The organism is Rhizobium sp. ZX09 (genome assembly GCF_017357485.1).
Lineage (GTDB): Bacteria > Pseudomonadota > Alphaproteobacteria > Rhizobiales > Rhizobiaceae > Agrobacterium > Agrobacterium pusense.
The window spans coordinates 2,017,293-2,034,854 of the sequence record NZ_CP031364.1 but is presented as its reverse complement, the minus strand read 5'-3'; the positions used below and the strand labels follow the sequence as shown (position 1 = coordinate 2,034,854).

20 protein-coding genes and 1 pseudogene are annotated in these 17,562 nt (G+C 60.9%); 10 read left to right on the top strand and 11 right to left on the bottom strand.

What is annotated here, in order from left to right:
• The first annotated feature begins 76 nt into the window (after window positions 1–76).
• The 5 genes and pseudogenes from BTN45_RS23980 to BTN45_RS26450 all read left to right on the top strand — a co-directional run bounded on the left by BTN45_RS23980 (window position 77) and on the right by BTN45_RS26450 (window position 3,945).
• Window positions 77–1,189, top strand: a complete 1,113-nt coding sequence (locus tag BTN45_RS23980; protein WP_207591507.1) for an FAD binding domain-containing protein — start codon at window positions 77–79, stop codon at window positions 1,187–1,189.
• A 95-nt stretch (window positions 1,190–1,284) separates the two neighbouring features.
• Window positions 1,285–2,094, top strand: coding sequence for a cyclase family protein (locus tag BTN45_RS23975; protein WP_135856113.1), 810 nt, complete (start codon window positions 1,285–1,287; stop codon window positions 2,092–2,094).
• 81 nt (window positions 2,095–2,175) lie between these two features.
• Window positions 2,176–3,375, top strand: coding sequence for a sel1 repeat family protein (locus BTN45_RS23970; protein ID WP_246751730.1), 1,200 nt, complete (start codon window positions 2,176–2,178; stop codon window positions 3,373–3,375).
• Between the two features lie 12 nt (window positions 3,376–3,387).
• Window positions 3,388–3,564 (top strand): annotated as a pseudogene (locus tag BTN45_RS26455) (sel1 repeat family protein); the annotation flags it as partial.
• Entirely contained in the window at window positions 3,544–3,945 is a 402-nt protein-coding gene (locus tag BTN45_RS26450; protein WP_246751729.1) for a tetratricopeptide repeat protein, read from the top strand. The pseudogene BTN45_RS26455 and the gene BTN45_RS26450, both read left to right, overlap by 21 nt.
• A gap of 47 nt (window positions 3,946–3,992) precedes the next feature.
• On the opposite strand, the gene BTN45_RS23965 is transcribed toward BTN45_RS26450, so the two are convergent.
• The 9 genes from BTN45_RS23965 to BTN45_RS23925 form a co-directional block, all read right to left on the bottom strand.
• Complete coding sequence (locus tag BTN45_RS23965) at window positions 3,993–4,691, bottom strand: glutathione S-transferase (RefSeq protein ID WP_207591506.1); 699 nt, start codon at window positions 4,689–4,691, stop codon at window positions 3,993–3,995.
• Between the two features lie 66 nt (window positions 4,692–4,757).
• On the bottom strand, window positions 4,758–5,051 hold the full coding sequence (locus BTN45_RS23960) for a hypothetical protein (RefSeq protein ID WP_080823111.1): 294 nt from the start codon (window positions 5,049–5,051) through the stop codon (window positions 4,758–4,760).
• 173 nt (window positions 5,052–5,224) lie between these two features.
• Window positions 5,225–7,015, bottom strand: a complete 1,791-nt coding sequence (locus tag BTN45_RS23955) for an ABC transporter ATP-binding protein (protein ID WP_207591743.1) — start codon at window positions 7,013–7,015, stop codon at window positions 5,225–5,227.
• Between the two features lie 451 nt (window positions 7,016–7,466).
• Window positions 7,467–8,390: a tripartite tricarboxylate transporter substrate binding protein gene (locus BTN45_RS23950; protein WP_246751755.1), complete on the bottom strand. Its 924-nt coding sequence runs from the start codon at window positions 8,388–8,390 to the stop codon at window positions 7,467–7,469.
• Between the two features lie 166 nt (window positions 8,391–8,556).
• The gene (locus BTN45_RS23945) at window positions 8,557–9,249 is read right to left on the bottom strand and encodes a superoxide dismutase (RefSeq protein ID WP_207591504.1); all 693 of its coding nucleotides are present in this window, start codon (window positions 9,247–9,249) and stop codon (window positions 8,557–8,559) included.
• A gap of 165 nt (window positions 9,250–9,414) precedes the next feature.
• The gene (locus BTN45_RS23940; RefSeq protein ID WP_207591503.1) at window positions 9,415–9,741 is read right to left on the bottom strand and encodes a hypothetical protein; all 327 of its coding nucleotides are present in this window, start codon (window positions 9,739–9,741) and stop codon (window positions 9,415–9,417) included.
• Window positions 9,742–9,870: 129 nt separating this feature from the next.
• Entirely contained in the window at window positions 9,871–10,158 is a 288-nt protein-coding gene (locus BTN45_RS23935; RefSeq protein WP_006700511.1) for a DUF3175 domain-containing protein, read from the bottom strand.
• A gap of 21 nt (window positions 10,159–10,179) precedes the next feature.
• Window positions 10,180–10,368: a hypothetical protein gene (locus tag BTN45_RS23930; protein ID WP_006700510.1), complete on the bottom strand. Its 189-nt coding sequence runs from the start codon at window positions 10,366–10,368 to the stop codon at window positions 10,180–10,182.
• 14 nt (window positions 10,369–10,382) lie between these two features.
• The gene (locus BTN45_RS23925; protein ID WP_022563935.1) at window positions 10,383–10,586 is read right to left on the bottom strand and encodes a hypothetical protein; all 204 of its coding nucleotides are present in this window, start codon (window positions 10,584–10,586) and stop codon (window positions 10,383–10,385) included.
• Window positions 10,587–10,728: 142 nt separating this feature from the next.
• Here BTN45_RS23925 and BTN45_RS23920 point away from each other — a divergent pair, with 142 nt between their 5' ends.
• Together BTN45_RS23920 and BTN45_RS23915 are read left to right on the top strand one after the other, a co-directional pair.
• Window positions 10,729–10,917, top strand: coding sequence for a hypothetical protein (locus BTN45_RS23920; RefSeq protein ID WP_207591502.1), 189 nt, complete (start codon window positions 10,729–10,731; stop codon window positions 10,915–10,917).
• 48 nt (window positions 10,918–10,965) lie between these two features.
• Window positions 10,966–11,205: a hypothetical protein gene (locus BTN45_RS23915; protein WP_022563934.1), complete on the top strand. Its 240-nt coding sequence runs from the start codon at window positions 10,966–10,968 to the stop codon at window positions 11,203–11,205.
• On the opposite strand, the gene BTN45_RS23910 is transcribed toward BTN45_RS23915, so the two are convergent.
• Window positions 11,161–11,934 (bottom strand): Crp/Fnr family transcriptional regulator, encoded by a 774-nt coding sequence (locus BTN45_RS23910; RefSeq protein ID WP_022563933.1) that lies wholly within the window; start codon window positions 11,932–11,934, stop codon window positions 11,161–11,163. The genes BTN45_RS23915 and BTN45_RS23910 overlap by 45 nt on opposite strands.
• Before the next feature lie 172 nt (window positions 11,935–12,106).
• Window positions 12,107–13,093 (bottom strand): zinc-binding dehydrogenase, encoded by a 987-nt coding sequence (locus tag BTN45_RS23905; RefSeq protein WP_207591500.1) that lies wholly within the window; start codon window positions 13,091–13,093, stop codon window positions 12,107–12,109.
• Window positions 13,094–13,308: 215 nt separating this feature from the next.
• On the opposite strand from BTN45_RS23905, the gene BTN45_RS23900 reads away from it, so the two are divergent.
• Genes BTN45_RS23900 through BTN45_RS23890 form a run of 3 tightly spaced genes read left to right on the top strand, consistent with a single transcriptional unit; the run spans window position 13,309 to window position 17,560 of the window.
• The gene (locus BTN45_RS23900) at window positions 13,309–14,415 is read left to right on the top strand and encodes an NAD-dependent epimerase/dehydratase family protein (protein ID WP_207591498.1); all 1,107 of its coding nucleotides are present in this window, start codon (window positions 13,309–13,311) and stop codon (window positions 14,413–14,415) included.
• Complete coding sequence (locus tag BTN45_RS23895; RefSeq protein ID WP_207591496.1) at window positions 14,412–16,448, top strand: NAD-dependent epimerase/dehydratase family protein; 2,037 nt, start codon at window positions 14,412–14,414, stop codon at window positions 16,446–16,448. The genes BTN45_RS23900 and BTN45_RS23895 overlap by 4 nt, the downstream gene beginning before the upstream one ends.
• Window positions 16,445–17,560 (top strand): glycosyltransferase, encoded by a 1,116-nt coding sequence (locus BTN45_RS23890; protein ID WP_207591494.1) that lies wholly within the window; start codon window positions 16,445–16,447, stop codon window positions 17,558–17,560. Before BTN45_RS23895 ends, BTN45_RS23890 begins: the two co-directional genes overlap by 4 nt.
• The last annotated feature ends 2 nt before the right edge of the window (window positions 17,561–17,562 follow it).

Genomic DNA, 17,562 nt, shown 5'->3' with positions numbered 1-17,562 from the left:
TATCCGATCCGCCGGCCTTCTCCCGTCGAGACAGAACGAACAATTGCCAGATCGATATCGAAAGGCAGGTACGGCCATGAAACCACTGAAAATCCGCATCGCTGGCGGCTCGCTTGCCGGGCTTTTCACCGCGATACTGCTTCAGCAGGACGGACACGATGTAAAGGTCTACGAACGCTCGTCATCCGGGCTTGCCGGGCGCGGCGCGGGACTGGTGCCTCAACAGGACCTGTTCGACGTTCTGAGGGAAATCGGCTGCGAAGACGTTGCCCAGATCGGTGTGGTTGCGAAGGAGCGCATCTACCTCGATGCCGGCGGGCGCATTGCCCAGCGCCAGCAAACGCCGCAGATGCAGGTCTCATGGGACTACCTCTTTGAGAGCGTATCCTCACGCCTCCTCTCCGATACCTATCGTCTCGGCCATCACGTCAACGCCGTTCGCGAAGACCCGTATGGAGTGACGCTCTCCTTTGCCGATCGCATGGAGGAACGTGCTGACCTCGTGATCGGCGCGGATGGTTTGGGTTCGGCCATCCGCAGCGCCGTCAACCAGCATTCGGAAAACGCCTATGCGGGCTACGTCGCCTGGCGCGGGCTGATCCCCGAAACAAGACTGCCTGCCGACGCCGCCCTGCTGCTGGACCGTTTCGCCTTCTACATCACGTCCGGAATTCATGTTCTGGGTTATCTCGTGCCGGGATCGCGCGGCGAGACCCGGCAGGGACAGCGTCGCTATAACTGGGTCTGGTATCGTCCAACGCCTGCCGAAGATCTCGCCCGAACCTTCACGGGCCGGGACGGCAGGCATTTCGAGCATTCCCTACCCCGCGGCGAGCTCTCCGGCAGCCGGAGGGCGCAACTGCGCGAAGAGGCTTTTTCCCTTCTGCCGCCGCAAATGGCGCTTGCCGTGGACGTAGAGGAGACGCCATCGATCCAGGGGATTTTTGATTACCAGGCGGAACACATGGTCTCCCGGCGTATCGCCCTGGTCGGAGATGCCGCCTTTGTCGTTCGTCCCCACACGGCAATGGGTGTTTCAAAGGCGGCAGGCGATGCAATGGCGCTGCGCGACGCCCTGCGGCAAACGGACGATCTTCCTGCCGCCCTTGCGCGGTATCAGAACACCCGCCTGCTGGTGGGCAAGGCAATCGCCGCCTATGGACGCCGGCTTGGCGAAACCGCGATGTGAATACGGGTGAAAAATCGGCAACGCTCCCGCCTTGCGCCCCTGCGTGTTTGCGTTACGCTTGCAACCGGGGAATTTCTCAATGGAGGGAATAAGGCATGTGCAATAGCTGCGTGATCGAGAACGTCAAACAGAACATGCTGTCACGGCGTCTGCTGTTCAAGGGTGCAGTGGCGGGTGTAACGGCGATGGCGGCGGGAAGCCTCGCGGCCCCGGTTCTGGCGCAATCGCCCAGACAGGTCGTCGATCTCACCCATACCTACGATTCCACGTTTCCGACGTTCGACGGAAAACCCGGCATTGAGATGGAGTGGGCAGCAGATATCGCCAAAAGCGGCTATCAACTCCATAAGCTGACCATCTTCGAACACACCGGAACGCATATCGATGCGCCTTTCCACTTTAGCGCAGACGGCGCCAGCGTCGATCAACTCGAGCCGCAAAAGCTCGTCGCCCCTCTGGTCATCATCGACATTACGGACCGCGCCAGGGAGGACGCCAACTCCACGGTCGAGGCGGGCGACATCGAACGCTGGATATCGGAAAATGGCGACATTCCGGCAGGCGCAATCGTGGCTTTGCGCTCCGGCTGGGCAACGAAGGTGAAAAGCCCGGCCTTCCGTAATGACGATGCCGGAAAATTTGCCTTCCCCGGCTTCGGCAAATCGGCCACCGACCTCCTGCTCAAGCTGGATACAGTCGCCATCGGCGTCGACACACTCTCGCTGGATCCGGGCAATTCTGCAGACTTCGCTGTCCATAATTCCTGGCTACCCGCTGGGCGCTACGGGATCGAGGGACTGAACAATCTGGAAGCACTGCCGGCCAAGGGGGCGACCATCATCGTCGGCGCGCCTGCCCACCGAGGCGGAACAGGCGGACCAGCCCGTATTTTGGCTCTGGTTTGACGCCGGTAGAGTTTGCCGCAAACCCGAAATCCGAGACGGATACCATCCGCTTGCCATCGCAGGTACAAAAGGGATTCTAAAATGAAAGGCCTTCGGAAGACCCTCGTTTTGCTCCTTTCGCCATGCCTGTTGAGCGGGGTTCAAGCTCTTGCCGCCGACAGCGTGGTCGTTCCCGGCTACGCCCCGGAAACGGGGGCGGAATATCTCTACCGTTCCCATAAAACCACCTCCACCGACATGTCGTTGTGGTTCGACAGGCCGGCAGCGATCATGCGCGGAGATTTTCGGCAGCGCATGACGGTCCTGTCGCGGGATGCGCAGGGTATGCGCGTGCGCTGGTCCCTCAGCGCAGATTTGCCACAGGACGCCGAGGGCGCTGCAGACACTTACGCAATGAACGCTCTCTATCGGAACTCTCTGTCGGCCTATGGCGTCCGGCAGGTGGAATATGAAGCGGGACTTAACGGCTTTCCTGGCAAACTCGTCGGATTGGATGCGATCCTCGGCAACCTGCACAGCACCTCGGTTGTCGGACCGGATGGCAGCGTTGCGAAGCAGCCAGCGGGTTTGCGCGATATTGTCGAGGGCATCAAAAGCGATCCAATCCTGGTTATTCATAATCTCGCACCGGAGGCAGAGCTTCTTTCCACAGTACAGGAGCAGGAAAGTTCCACATACGAGATCGGCCAGTCAGGTACGGCGTCGGTGATGGAATATGCGCGGGGAACGCCCATTCCCGTCGCCATCGAATGGACGCTCGAGACCGCAGATATCTCCCGACAAACAGCCACCTTCAGCCTCCAAAAAACCTACGACCGCGTTGCGCTCCAGCAATCACAGGCTTCTGCGGTGGAAGGAGTGATCTCAAGCTTCGGTGAAAAGGCCAAACAGCTTGGCGACGAGCAACTGGCGGCCGCCAGAAACGCAAGCAAAAAAGTGCAGATGACTGTCGTCATGTCACTGCGCGATGGATCGACCCTCGAAGCGACGGAAACCGTTTTGGCGGAAAGCGGCGGCATTAAAATCAGGACCCAAACCCACGTGTGGCGTGAGGACCTGCCGCGAAATCTGCCAGACCTGCCGGACTGGAACACTCACACCGTATCTGCAGCCTCCATTGATCCGTTGCCGGAACGTGGCGCCAATGCTGCGGCCCTCACGTCAGGACTTGCCGCGCCAACGGCACTTGAAGACGGACAGGCGGCCTATGACAGCGGCAATTATGGCGCCGCCCTGCGCTCGTGGAAACCGCTCGCCGATGGGGGAAGCCCGGCCGCGTAATATAAGGTTGCCGTTCTTTACCAGGCGGGTCTGGGCGTCGACCGTGATACGGCACTCGCCGCCGCATACATCCGCAAAGCGGCGGATCAGGGCTGGGCGGAGGCGCAAAGCAGCCTTAGCGATCTCTATGCGGTCGGCCAGGATGTTCCGCAGGACCTGGAACTCGCCGTGTCCTGGGGCCGCAAAGCAGCAGAACAAGGGCTGGCTGTCGCCCAGTACAATCTGGGGTACAGCTACGAAAGCGGCCAGGGTGTCGCTCAGGATTATGCACAGGCGTTGATCTGGTATCGCCGTGCCGCCGATCAGGGTTTTGCAACCGCTCAGTACGCTGTCGGCCTGCTCTACGATCAGGGTCTCGGCGTTACCCGCGACTATGGTGAAGCAGTCAGCTGGTATAAAAAAGCCGCCGATCAGGGGCTTGCCGTCGCACAGGGCAATCTAGGGAACATGTATGCAATGGGACATGGCGTTGCGCAGGATCGGGCCGAGGCCATCACATGGTTCCGCAAGGCCGCCGATCAGGGACTCGCGACTGCGCAGGAATCGCTAAAAAGGCTGGAGCAACCCTAGCTGCGGCCGGGTCGTTTTCTGACCGGGGGCCGATGATGCCCCGGTCCTCAGCCAGCTACTTTCCGCAGCGATTTTTCAATCTGCCCGCCGCAATAAGCGTCGCCATAGTCCTCAAAGGCGCGGCGGCTCAGGGCGGCCAGCGGGGCCGTCTCTTTCATTCGGCTGGAATAGGCCCAGATGACGGGCGAGGTATCCTCGATTATGCGCCTGATGACTGGAAAGCGGTCTGCAACTGTCGTCCAGAGAATGGCCGTGACGACATCTGCGACGCCGGGTGTCTCCGTTCCCAGCATGAACCCCGAATCGCCGGTCAGACCGTGTCTCGCCCCCGTGTCCTCGAAAATGCGGATCCACTCCTGCAACCGGGGAACGAACGCCTCCCATTTTTCAGGGGTCCACATCTCGCGCCCACCGTCGAGCGTCAGTTCATCGATCACATCGTTGGCATCGTTTACGATCTTGGCAGTGAGCGCGCGTCCCTCGGCGCCCGGCGGCAGAAGCTGCAACCGCTCGCCGAGATAGAGGGCGATTGCGGGCATCTGCGAGAGCGCGAAATTGCGCTCTCGATCGATCAGCACCGGCGGTCCCATGAACGCTATGGGCTGCTTGCCGGCATCACGGCCCATGATCTCCTCGATTGCACCGGCATCGTGTTCGTCCCAGGTACACCCGCCATGCGCTAAAAGCCCGCGAATGAACTGGCCTCGGAACGGGACCGGCCAGTAATAGAGTTCGAAGTTGCTCATTGCAGGCTCCTCATTGCGGTGCGCGGCGCGGGCGGCAGGTACGGAATTGGCCTCCCGGTTTTGACATCACCGGTGTGAAACGCGGATCGCACCCGCGTCACCGAGGCTGCGCTGGACAGCTGCAATCCGGCTGGATGCAATATCGGCGGACACCTCGATCTCGCCCTCATGCGGCGCATCGCTGCGAGGCAGGTCACCACGTGAAGATTGGGTGCCGGTCGTATTCTGCTCTGATGTGGACTGGATGAAGATATCCGGACGGGAGATCCCGTGCTGCTGGACCAGATGCTCGACGGCGATATCGGCTGCCTCGCGTGTTTCGAAAATGGCGCGAATGGTGACGGTGGCATCGTCGGCCATGGCTGTTCTCCCTTCAGGCTTAACTCAAACACCCAAACGCCCGGAGAGGCTGGTGGTTTCCAGGCTCCGTCAGTTTTTGCTCGGAGATACGCGTCCTTAGCGGAAAAGTCGTGCGCGGATCGACGATGCGGCACGGCAACGCCGGAGCATCACTTGCTCCGGCGTTGCTTTTGTCATGCGACCAAGCCCTTGGTAAGTTCCAGAGCCTGCCGCTCGAACAACCGGCGATAAATGCCGTCATTGAGCCGGATCAGCGCCTGATGGTCGCCCTCTTCAACGATCCTGCCCTTGTCGAATACGAGCAGACGGTCCAGAGCCCTGACGGTCGAAAGCCGGTGGGCGATGACCAGCGTGGTGCGCCCTTCCATCAGGCGTTCCATAGCCCGCTGGATCTGCACCTCGCTTTCGCTGTCGAGGCTTGAGGTTGCCTCATCAAGGATCAGCACCGGCGCATCCGCCAGGAAGGCGCGGGCGATCGCGACCCGCTGGCGCTCCCCGCCCGACAGCTTGACGCCACGTTCGCCCACCATGGTCTCATAGCCCTTGGGCAGGGACATGATGAAGTCATGGGCGCTGGCCTGTTTCGCCGCCTGCTCGATTTCGCGCCGCGACGCGTCCGGCCGGCCATAGGCGATGTTTTCCGCCAGTGTGCGATGAAACAGGATCGGCTCCTGTTGCACGATGGCAATCTGCCCTCGCAGGCTCGCCTGGGTGACATCGGCAATGTTCTGCCCATCGATGCGGATTGCACCGGACCTGATATCGTAGAGGCGCTGGATGAGCTTGACGAAGGTCGTCTTGCCAGAGCCGGAGTGGCCGACCAGTCCCATACGCTCACCGGGTTTTATGGTGACTGAGAAGTCATCATAAAGCGGCGTGGCGTGCGCGCCATACTGGAAGGTGACGTGATCGAAAACGATCTCGCCTTTTCCAATATGAATCGGTTTCGCATCTGGCCGGTCCTCGACGCCAAGCGGCATCTTGGAAAGCAGCACCAGCTCTTCCATATCGTTGACGGCGCGCTGCAGGTTGCGGATATCCTGCCCCACGTCCCGCAGATATCCCTGCAGCACGAAGAACATGGCCAGCACGAAGGTGATGTCGCCCGGCGTCGCCAGTCCCTGTCGCCACATGATGAGGCCGGTGCCGAGAATGCCGGCCTGCATGGAAACCATCATGAAGCTCTGGATCGTGCCGTTTATCGTGCCGCGTTTCCATGTCCTGCGCGTGCGGTTATCCCACTTCACCAGCACCTGGCCGAGCCGCGTTTCTTCACGCGTTTCCGCGCCAAAGGCCTTCACGACCGAATTGCAGCTGATGGCATCCGCCAGCGCGCCGCCAAGCCTCGTATCCCAGGCATTGGCAAGCCGTGCGGCCGGCGAAACATATCCCATGGAAAGCCCCACCGTCACACCGACATAGATCAGCGAGCCGAGACCGACGATCAGGCCCATGACGGGCCAGTAACTGCCGAGAACGATGGTGGCGCCCACCAGCATGACGAGCGATGGCAGAAGCGCGATGAGCAGGAGGTCATTGAGCGAATCGAGCGCCCACATGCCACGCGTGATCTTGCGCACCGTGGAGCCGGCAAAGCTGTTCGCGTGCCAGTCCGTGGAGAAACGCTGCACCTTGTGGAAACCGTTATTGGTAACATCCGCCATGGTTTTCAACGTCAGCCGGATGATGCCGTTGAAGATGAACCAGCGCAGCGCGACGCTGGTCAGCCCCAGCGCCACCACGATGACGAAGGCGCGCAGCGCCTGATCCGCCGCATCGCCGCCGGCGATCGCATCGACGATCCGCCCGGAGAAGACCGGCACCATGACTTCGGCCAATGTGCTGGCGATGACCAGAACGATGATGAAACCCACCAGCGCCGGCCGGTGGCTCCAGTGGTGAAAGACAAAGCCGAGCACATGGCGATAGGCATCGGCGCGGAAATCGAGCTTCTTGCGAGACATTTTTACCAGCACGGCGCCATTCTGCTCGGCGACCGGTCCTTGAAATGGAAGTTGGAAGGCACAGTCCAGGCGGGAGACAAAATGATCCCGTCAGATCAATCGGACTGTGAAGGAAAACAAAACCGCATGTCGGGCGCGCAAAAGGCGGGCCGCGAATGGATATGACCTAGTGTCTGGTCATTCCCTGCGGGAGGGTTTCGATGAATGCTGGTGTCATGCAACGCCTCCCTTGGTTCGATCTGACGCGGTAAAGAAATTTCTAGCTGAACCTAGCAGACTTGCCAAGCCGGTTTTTGCAACCTTGTGGCAAGTGATGCGAAAACGCCACATTGGCGCCTGGCGACTATATCCGTGGCCGATGCGGCCCGGCAACGGCTTTATGATGCCAGAAGCCCCGCCGCGCCCCTCTGGAGACGCAGCGGAAATCGGAAGATCGGTCTATCGAGCCCGATCAATCCATCTGGACATTTGCCGCCTTGACGACGGGTTCCCACTTGGCGATTTCAGCCGAGACATGGGTTTTCAGCTCCTCTGGCGTGGAGGCGACGATTTTGGCGCTGAAATCCGCCATGCGGGCGGCGACGGCCGGATCGGCAAGCGCTTTCTTGGCGGCGGCATTCAGCCTGTCGACCACCTCGGCCGGCGTTCCGGCCGGTGCAAAGAGCGCGTTCCAGGTATAGGTCTCATAACCCGGTACGGTTTCGGCGATCGTCGGCAGATCCGGGAAGGATGAAGCGCGCTCGCTGGTGGTCACGCCAAGTGCGCGCAAGGTGCCGGATTTCATGTGGCCCGACGAAGATGGCAGATTGTCGAACATGATGGAAATCTGGTTGCCGAGAAGATCGTTGAGCGCCGGGCCGGAACCCTTGTAGGGCACGTGCTGCATGCTGACGCCAGCCATGCTCTTGAACAGCTCGCCGGAAAGATGAAGCGGCGTGCCGTTGCCGGAAGACGCATAGGCATGTTTGTCCGGCTCGGCTTTCAGCAGCGCGATCAGTTCCTCGACGCTGTTGACGTTGAGCTTGGGGTTAACGACCAGCACGTTCGGCACCACCACCAGCAATGAAACTGGAGCAAAGTCCTTTTCGGGATCATAGGGCTTGGTCTTGAGGATGAGCGGGTTGAGAGCGTGGGTCGCCACCGTGCCCATCAGGATCGTATAGCCGTCCGGTTCCGCGCGGGCAACGCGGTCGGCGCCGAGATTGCCGCCTGCGCCGGCGACATTTTCAACAACGATCTGCTGGCCAAGTTCGTCGCCCATCTTCTGCGCGATGACGCGGGCGACCACATCAGTGGAGCCGCCGGCCGCAAAGGGAACCACCAGCGTTATCGTCCGATCCGGAAAGCCCTGCGCGCTCGCCGTCATTCCCAACATGCCGAAAGAAACTGCCGCGGCGGCAAGTTTCAACACCATGCGCCGTTTCGAAAACCGGTAATTCATGAACCCTCCTGTAACATGGCCTCCCCGCCATGGCGGCATAGTAGCTCAAATGCACCTGAGGGCAAGCCGCCGGGAAATGTGGCCCGGCGGCGAAACGCGGCTAGGCTTTCATGCGCTCCTCCACAACCCGCCAGTTGACCAGCTTGTCGAGCACGGCGCGGATGTGTTCGGCCTTGCGGTTTTCATAATCGACGTAATAGGCATGTTCCCAGATATCGATGCCGAGATAGGCCGGCCGGCCGACGGCGACGGGGTTGTTGCCATCCTCATAGCCGATCAGCGCAAGCCCGCTGTCGTCACGCGTCAGCCACACCCAGCCGGTGCCGAACACGGTGTCCGAGACATCGACGGCGCGCTTGACGAAGCCGTCATAACCGCCAAACGTCTTGTCGATTGAGGCGGCAAGATCGCCCTGCGGACGGTTGGGGCCGCCCGGAACGAACTGATCCCAATAGGCAACATGGTTCCAGGCCTGGGCCGCATTGTTGAAGATCTTGACGTCCGCAGCCTCCTTCGACCGGGCGGATTCGACGACGATGCGATCGAGCTCCATATCGGCATAACGGGTGCCGGCGGCCAGCGTATTGAGCTTGTCGTAATAGGCCTTGTGATGCTTGCCATAATGCAGCCCCACAGTCTTCGCCGAAATCACCGGCGCCAGATCCGCCTCGGCGAACGGAAGTGCCGGCTGGCTGAGGGGAAGCGCCGCCCGCGCCACGTGCGGCCGGGGGAAGACGGCTGCGGCAGCGGTTGCCGCGCCGGCGGCGAGAATCGTGCGTCTGGTGATCTCCATGATGGTCCTCCATGTCAGTGACGATAGAGGCAAACCCTGAAGGACGCCGGAGGTTGCCTGGATTTTCCCGAATTCTCCGGGCGCACATCCCCGGTCGGAAACCCTGGGGCGGTTTTGCAAAGAAGGAACAGCAAAAAGGCCCTCCGGATGGAGGGCCTCGTCTGGTCAGTAGCGGTAATAATCGCGACGGTTTCGCCAGTCACGATACTCGCGGCGGTCACGCCACTCGCGCCATTCGCGCCGTGCCTGACGTTCGCGCCATTCGCGGCGACCCTCCCAGCGATCGCGCCGGTCCCAGCCACGCTCGTAGCGCGGTCCGTTCGGGCGGCAATAGCCGCGGGGTGTCAGATGAAAGCCGCGGCCGCAGGCATAGTCCACATTCTGAATGTGGGATGCCGAAGGTGCGGATGGTTGACCGACGGGCATGGCGTTCGCGCCAGTGCCCAACAGGGCGCCGAGAATTACTCCAGCGGTTAAAATCATCTTACGCATCGCATCTCCCTCCTTATGGGATAGAGCGATTTAGCGCCCCGCCGGGTGAACTGTGGCTGAATGAATCTGGGTGTTTTCGTGGCAATTCGGCGGCAGCACCGACTGATGAATTCCCGGAAAACCGCCCAATTATGACTTGCCGAATTCCTTTCTCAGCTTGTCCTTTGCCTCCTCCAGAACCTCTTTACGCTCCTTCGGAAGTTTGCCACCTGCCCGATTGATATAGAAAACCAGCATCGACATTGCCGAGCGGAACGGATTGGCCTTGCGCCGTGTCGAGTGTTCCGCCGAGGCTTTCAGCGACCGGGCAATGCCGGTGGGATCCTTTTTCGTGAAAACATCCTTCTCGAGATCAAGCGCATCGCTTTCGCTGGTTACCTTCTGCGACCACTTCTTTTTCTTCTTGCCCTTTTTCATCGGTCTTCTCCCGAACCGGCGTCATTTTCGCTCCGGATCATGCGTGTGGTGGCTGTCGCGCTCGCCGCCACCACCCGAGACCTTGCTTTGGGAGCGCCTGTCGCTGTCTGCGGGCGGCTTCTTGATGTCCAGCGGCGCCTTGGCGTTTTCATGGGACGCGCCGGGGCCGCCCTGGCGGATGCTTGCCGGTGTCTTTGTCGAGGTCGACATCGTTTCCTCCTGTCCTATTGGTCGTCCTTGGTCTTCATCGCGTCGGAGACGCGTTTTTTCCTTGGATCGCGCAGATTTTCGCCCACGGCGTCCCTGTCACGTTCTGGATCGTCCTTGGGCTTCAGGTAGCCGCGCGGCCTGTTTTCTTCCGGCCCCTCCCAGCGCGGTGATTGGTCGGTGGTGCCCGGCGCACCGTCGCTTGGCGAGTTATTACCCATTTTTGCCTCCTGAGTCGTTTCGCTGATCCCGAACCACTCAGCCCGGGCAATGTTCCCGGCCCGGCGACCGGGGCGAATTTTTCGAAACCATTCCGCCGGGTCGAAGTTAGGCGGTTTTGACACAAACTGGTGGAGCACGATGATGACGGACAAACGCCATGAGCCCGATCGCATCTCCCGGATCGCGTATGAGCAACAGCAGGACTTTCTGAGGCGGTCGTCGCTGCAGTTCCTCGAATGCGCAATCCATCTCTGTGCGACGAACATGAGCATTTCCGAGCTTGCCGGGCGGCTGGAAAAGCAGGCGCAAATTTTGCGGGAATTCGGTTAGCGGCGGGCGGAAACCCGCCGGAAGCCGTCAGGTTCTGGGGACACTTCAATGCCAAGGTTTTTCTTCAGCATCGTCAGTGGCCAGCATATTCTCGATGATGACGAGGGAAGTGATCTCGCCTCGCTCGATCAGGCCATAGAGGAAGCCCGCAAGGACGCCCGCGAACTGATGAGCGAGGCGATCCTTCAGGGACACGACATCTCCGAAGGATGCGTCGTCATTCGCGATTCGGCCCGCGAGCTCCTAAAAGTGGTTCCCTTCGCCGATGCCCTCGACAGGAAGCCCTGAGGGAACGGGAATCTCTGCCCGCCATTGCGCCATCAGGCTCTCATATTCCTTTTCGGGGACACCATAGGTGACCCCTGCTATCTCCTCGAGCACCTTGCGATCGATGATTCGCACATTGCCGCGTGTTGCCCTGATGGCCCGCATGCCCTCGAGGATATGCAGCTCATTGGTGATTCCCGGCCGTCGCACCCCCAATACACTCGACATGAACTCATGCGTAATGGGCAGATCATCGGTGTCGAGCCGGTCGTGGCACATCAGCAGCCAGCGGGACAGCCTTTCACGCAGGGCATATTGTCCGTTTGCGAGGACAAGCTGACCCACCTGAAGCAGACAGATATTGATATATCCCAGCAACAGGTCGCGAAGGCGTGCGTCCCGTTCCATCTCGTGCCTGAGATCGGCTGCAGCGATGACGAATCCCTCGCCCGCGACGCCCATCGTCGTCTCGTCGGGCGTTGTCCGCGCGCCGAGCAGAACAGGCCATCCGGTCATGCCCTCGCGGCCGACAAGCATGTTCTCCATGCTTTTGCCGCCTTCCGTCCGGGCCACGGACGAAGCAATACCGCTCTCAATGAAACAGACGCGCGAGATGGGCGTGTTGGCGCCGACCAGTTGATAGCCCACGGGCAGATTGATCATCTCCATCCGGGCGACCAGCCGCGAAAAGCCCACTTCACCCAACGCCCTCAGCAATCGGTTGCGCGCAAAAATACTCGATCCAGGCATAACCGTTACCCGCTTCCCCCTCGCTCGACGACACCAAACGCGCGGCAACTTAGCAGCTTGAAATTGCAAGGAAATGCCATGTACGTTTCCGTACCCTTGGGCACCATCGCGGCCTTGCGATCGAACCGGGCAAAACTAGAATCCCATCAATGCAGGCGACCTCACGGTTCGCTTATGGGTAAGTTATCAGCGCTTTGAGAAAACTCTCGGGACGATCCCTGGTATCGTTCAGCGCCCGGTCCAGATCATTCAGAGTATACCGGTGAGTATATAATGTCGACGGATCGAGCTCGCCCGCGGCAACCGCTGCCACGGCCTTCCTCATTCCGCTGATATAGATGGCCGGATCTCTTTCATGCGCATTGATGACATCAAGCCCGCGCCAGTTCCACAATTGCATATTGATCTGGCGCGGCCCGTCCTGGTGATAGCCGGCGATGATCAACCGGCCGCGTTCGGCCGTCAGTTCGCCTGCGAGATCAAGCGGCCACTGTTTGCCCACCGCTTCGATGACACGATCGCAGAAGCGCCCGTCAGTCAACTGCCTGACACATTCAATGATGCGCCAGTGATCATCCATCTCGACAAGCTCAGTCGCGCCCATCCGTTGCGCTACTTCAAGCGAAAAAGGCCGCCGCGATATGGCAATGACCCTTGCCCCGCGGCGGGCGGCAAGCTGCGTCAACAACGCGCCGATGAAGCCGATACCGATGATGGCGACCGTCTGCCCTGCCTCAATCCCGCTGCGTTCGAAGATGTTCATGGCGCAGCCGAGGGGCTCGCCCGGAAATGGATGACCATCCAGCTCGGACGGCAGGCGCACCACGAGGCCGGCATCGGCAATATCATGGCTGGCATAGGCATGGTAACTCAACGCCGCGACCCTGTCGCCGATCTTGAGGTCGTCGACACTCGCCCCCACCCGGTCGATCACCCCCCAGCCCTCATGGCCGAGACCGCCCGGCTCCGTCGGAAACTGCATCCATTCGGGACCGGACCAGGGTGTCAGATTGGAAGCGCAGACGCCGCATCCTTCCAGCCTTATCCGAACCTGATGCGGTCCCGGCGCGGCAAGGGGATGGGCTTCGACGTGCAGCGTTCCAGGGCCAGTGACGACGGCAGCCTGCATGGTGCTGCTACGGTTATCGACGAGATTCATCACAACGCTCCTTGTCCTGATTACGGCAGGCATGCCCGTCGGAAGCAAAACAACGGGCTCGGAGGTGCCGAACAATAGTGCACGGCTTTGGTTCCGGAAGAAGTCATTGATGAAGTAGAAGACAACATTGAAGTCATTCAAGAAGGAACTTTTGCAACGGTCTGCGGTTGGGCCCCCCAATTCGCTCCCCGACGACCGGGCAAAGGATATTCCAGATGGCGACAATTCTCGTAACAGGCGGCGGCGGTTTCATCGGCCGGCATGTAGCGGCGGAACTGGCCGATCACGGTCACAGCGTTCGCATTCTCGACGCGTTCATCGATCAGGTCCACGGCAACGGGGGCCCGGCGCCAGGCAATATCACTGACATCGTCAAGGCCGACATACGTGACAAGAACGCCGTCATTACCGCGCTGGATGGCGCGGATGCCGTGGTGCATCTCGCGGCCGAAGTGGGTGTCGGCCAGTCCATGTACGAGATCGCCCGTTATGTCGGCAGCAATGATCTCGGCACGGCCATTCTTCTTGAAGCCATGATCGAACGTCCCGTCCGCAGGATCGTTGTGGCCTCCTCGATGAGCGTTTACGGCGAAGGGTTGTACCGCGACCGCCAAGGCGCGATCCTGGGCCACGTGCGCCGGCGCGCCGATCTGGTCAAGCGCCATATATGGGATCCCGCCGATGCCCATGGCGCCAGCCTGACGCCAGTCGCCACGGACGAGGAAAAGCCCGTCGATCTGGCCTCGATCTATGCCCTGACCAAATATTCGCAGGAGCAGCAAGTGCTGATATTCGGTCGTGCCTACGGGGTTGAAGCGGTGGCCTTGCGTCTTTTCAACGTTTTCGGAGCGGGCCAGGCGCTTTCCAACCCCTATACCGGTGTACTGGCGAATTTTGCAGCACGCCTTTCCAACGGCCAGCGCCCGATCATCTTCGAGGACGGCGAGCAGCGCCGCGATTTCGTTCACGTGCAGGATGTTGCCCGCGCCTTCCGTCTCGCGCTGGAGAAACCCGCAGCACCCGGCCACGTCTTCAACGTCGGCAGCGGTCAAGCCTACACGATCGCCGAGGTGGCCGCCCTTCTGGCGCAGGCGATGGATTGCCCCGACCTCACGCCGGAGATTACGCTCCAGGCCCGCGCCGGGGATATCCGCAACTGCTTCGCGGACATTTCCAAAGCGCAGGAGCTTCTGGGCTTCACACCCCGCCATCGTCTGGAAACCTCCCTTGGCCCATTCGCCGCCTGGGTGCGCAGCACCGGCGGACAGGACCGCGGCGCCCAGATGCAACAGGAACTGCTTGCAAGAGGGCTGGTGTCATGACGGAGCGCGTCAGCAGCCTGCCGGTTCCGCCGCGGAAATTCGGTTTCGTGGAATGGTTTCGCCCTGGCGAATATGAGAGGGCGAAAACCGCCCTGCCGGATATCTGCGCCAGCGGCGCCAGCTATCTACGCACCCATCTCTCCTGGGCGGAGTATCTGGCGCCCGGTGGCGAGGAATGGTTCGACTGGCTCATTCCCCATCTCGCCGCCCAGATAGAAATTCTGCCCTGCATCCACTACACCCCGCCCTCGATGTCGCGCACCGGGCGCTCGTCCGGCGCGCCCGTGGAACTTAAATCCTACGCCGATTTTGTCGACCACATCCTTACCCGCTACGGGCGGCATTTCACCCATATCGAATTGTGGAACGAACCGAACAACCTGCTCGACTGGGACTGGCGGGAAGACAGCGACTTCATGCTGTTTTGCGAAATGGTGGGCGGTGCGGCTTATTGGGCGAGACAGCGGGGCTTCAAGCCCGTCCTTGGCGGCCCCTGCCCGTTCGATCCGTTCTGGCTGAACCTCATGGGGGAACGCGGCGTTCTTGGCGTCGTGGACGCCGTGGGTTTTCACGGTTTTCCCGGGACATGGGACAGCGAACAGGGTGCGTGGGGCGGTTGGGACATGCATCTCGGCGAAATGCGCAAGGTTCTCGACCGCTACAATCCCGGTGCGGAAATCTGGATCACGGAAACCGGTTATTCGACCTGGCGCAAAGACGAAATCGAGCAGGCACGGCGCTTCATGGTGGCGCTCAATGTCGACGCCGACCGGATGTACTGGTACGCTTGGCAGGATGTGCCGCCCGACGTCGCGGTACAGGAAGGCCTCTGGTTTGACCCCAGACACTACCATCTCGGCGCCGTCAGTCATGACAACCAGCCCAAACTTCTGGCGCGCCTGCTGACCGAAGGTGGCATTGACCGGCTGGCGGACGTAACGCGGCTTGCGACGCCACGTCTTGCCACCCATGCGGCACCCATCGTCATTACCGGCGGCAGCGGTTTCATCGGGTCCAATCTGGCGGACAGTTTCCTCAGGGATGGCGAGGATGTCGTCATTCTCGACAATCTTCAACGCCCGGGCGTCGATCAGAACCTCGCATGGCTGATGGAGCGGCATCGCGACAGGGTTCATCCGGTTCTCGCCGATGTCCGCGATTTCAATGGTATCGACGCGGTGTTTACCGATGCAAAAGCGGTCTTTCATCTGGCCGCCCAGACGGCGGTAACGACCAGCCTCGCCCATCCGCCGGACGATTTCGAAACGAACGGGCGCGGGACGCTCAATGTGCTGGAGGCGGTGCGCCGGGCAGGTCGAAGGGCTGGCGTCATCTTCGCCAGCACCAACAAGGTCTATGGCGCTCTCGACGATCTTGACATGATCGAGGCTGGCGACCGCTATCTTCCCGCTGATGAGGATATACGCGCCGTTGGAATAGACGAGGACCGGCCGCTGGCCTTCTGCACGCCTTATGGCTGTTCGAAGGGCGTGGCGGATCAATATGTGCTGGATTACGCCCACTCCTTCGGCATTCCCACCAGCGTGCTTCGCATGAGCTGCATTTATGGCCCGCGCCAGTTCGGTACCGAGGATCAGGGCTGGGTTGCGCATTTTCTGCTTCGGCTGCTGGCGAATGAACCGGTATCAATCTATGGCGACGGCAGGCAGGTCCGCGATGTCCTTCATGTCAAGGACGCGGTCGCGGCCTATCGTGCGGCGCTTCTGAACATCGGGACCGTGACGGGTGAAGCCTTCAATCTTGGAGGTGGTCCGCTCAACGCCGTCAGCGTCTTGGAAGTGATCCGGGAAATCGAGGCTGTGATCGGACGCGAGGCCGACATTCACTTCGGCGACTGGCGCGCCGGCGATCAGCTGTTTTTCGTCGCAGACACCCGGAAACTGCAACGGATGCTGGGATGGCAGGCCACCACACCGTGGCGTTCCGGACTTCGCGATCTCGCGGCATGGCTGATCGAAAGCCGGTTTCGTGACATGGCCTCGCCAGTCGATACCAGCAGGAGGCGCGCATGACACCGCCGGCGATTAACGGGCATATCCGAACCATTCTCGTTACCGTCGACGCGGTCGGAGGCGTCTGGCGTTACGCGCTCGATCTCGCGGCCGGGCTTGAAGACGAGGATATAAAAATTGTCCTGACCGGTTTTGGTCCACCTCCAACGGCCGAACAGATCCTCGAGATACCCCGGAATTGCCGGCTCGTCTGGCTGAATGCGCCGCTCGACTGGATGGCGAACGACCCGGCACAACTCTCCGCCATACCGGCAATGATCGAAGAGGTCGTCCGACTGCACGACGTCGATCTCCTGCACCTCAACCTGCCGTCGCAGGCCGCCGGGCTTGCTGTCGCAAAGCCGGTGGTGGTGGTGTCGCATTCCTGCATACCGACGTGGTTTTCCGCCGTGCGTGGAACAAAGCCGCCGCCCGACTGGGCGTGGCATGAGGAACTGGGCCGCCGGGGCTTCAACCAGGCCGATCTCGTTCTCGTTCCGAGCCGGAGCCATGCAGAAAACGTGAGGGCGGCCTATGGGCCGTTACCCTCGCTGCAGGTCGTCTACAATGCGAGCGACAGCGTATCGCAGACCGGGGACAAAGGCGATGTCGTGGTGGCGGCGGGACGCTGGTGGGACGAGGGAAAGAACGGTGCGGTTCTCGACAAGGCAGCGAGCGATACCGTTTGGCCCATTCTTATGGCCGGTTCGACGAGCGGTCCGAACGGCCAGCATCTGGATATCGCTAATGCCCGCCCGGTCGGGGAATGTGCACATTCCGAGATCATGAAGCTGATGCGCGACGCCGCGATATTCGTCTCGCCCTCCATTTATGAACCCTTCGGCCTTGCCGCGCTCGAAGCCGCAAAAAGCGGCTGCGCGCTGGTTCTGGCGGACATCCCGACATACCGCGAATTATGGGGTGGCGCCGCACTCTTTGCTTCGCCACGCGATCCATCCGCGTTCGCCGCCGCCCTGAACCGTCTTGCGGGCGATGAATCTCTAAGGGACAGGCTGGCGACGCAGGCGCTGCTGCGCTCCGGGACCTTCACCCGCAAGGCGCAGCGCGACGCCATGCTCGATCACTACCGCGCGGCGGCACGTTCGCCCCGCCTCCTCACAGCTGCGGAGTAGAC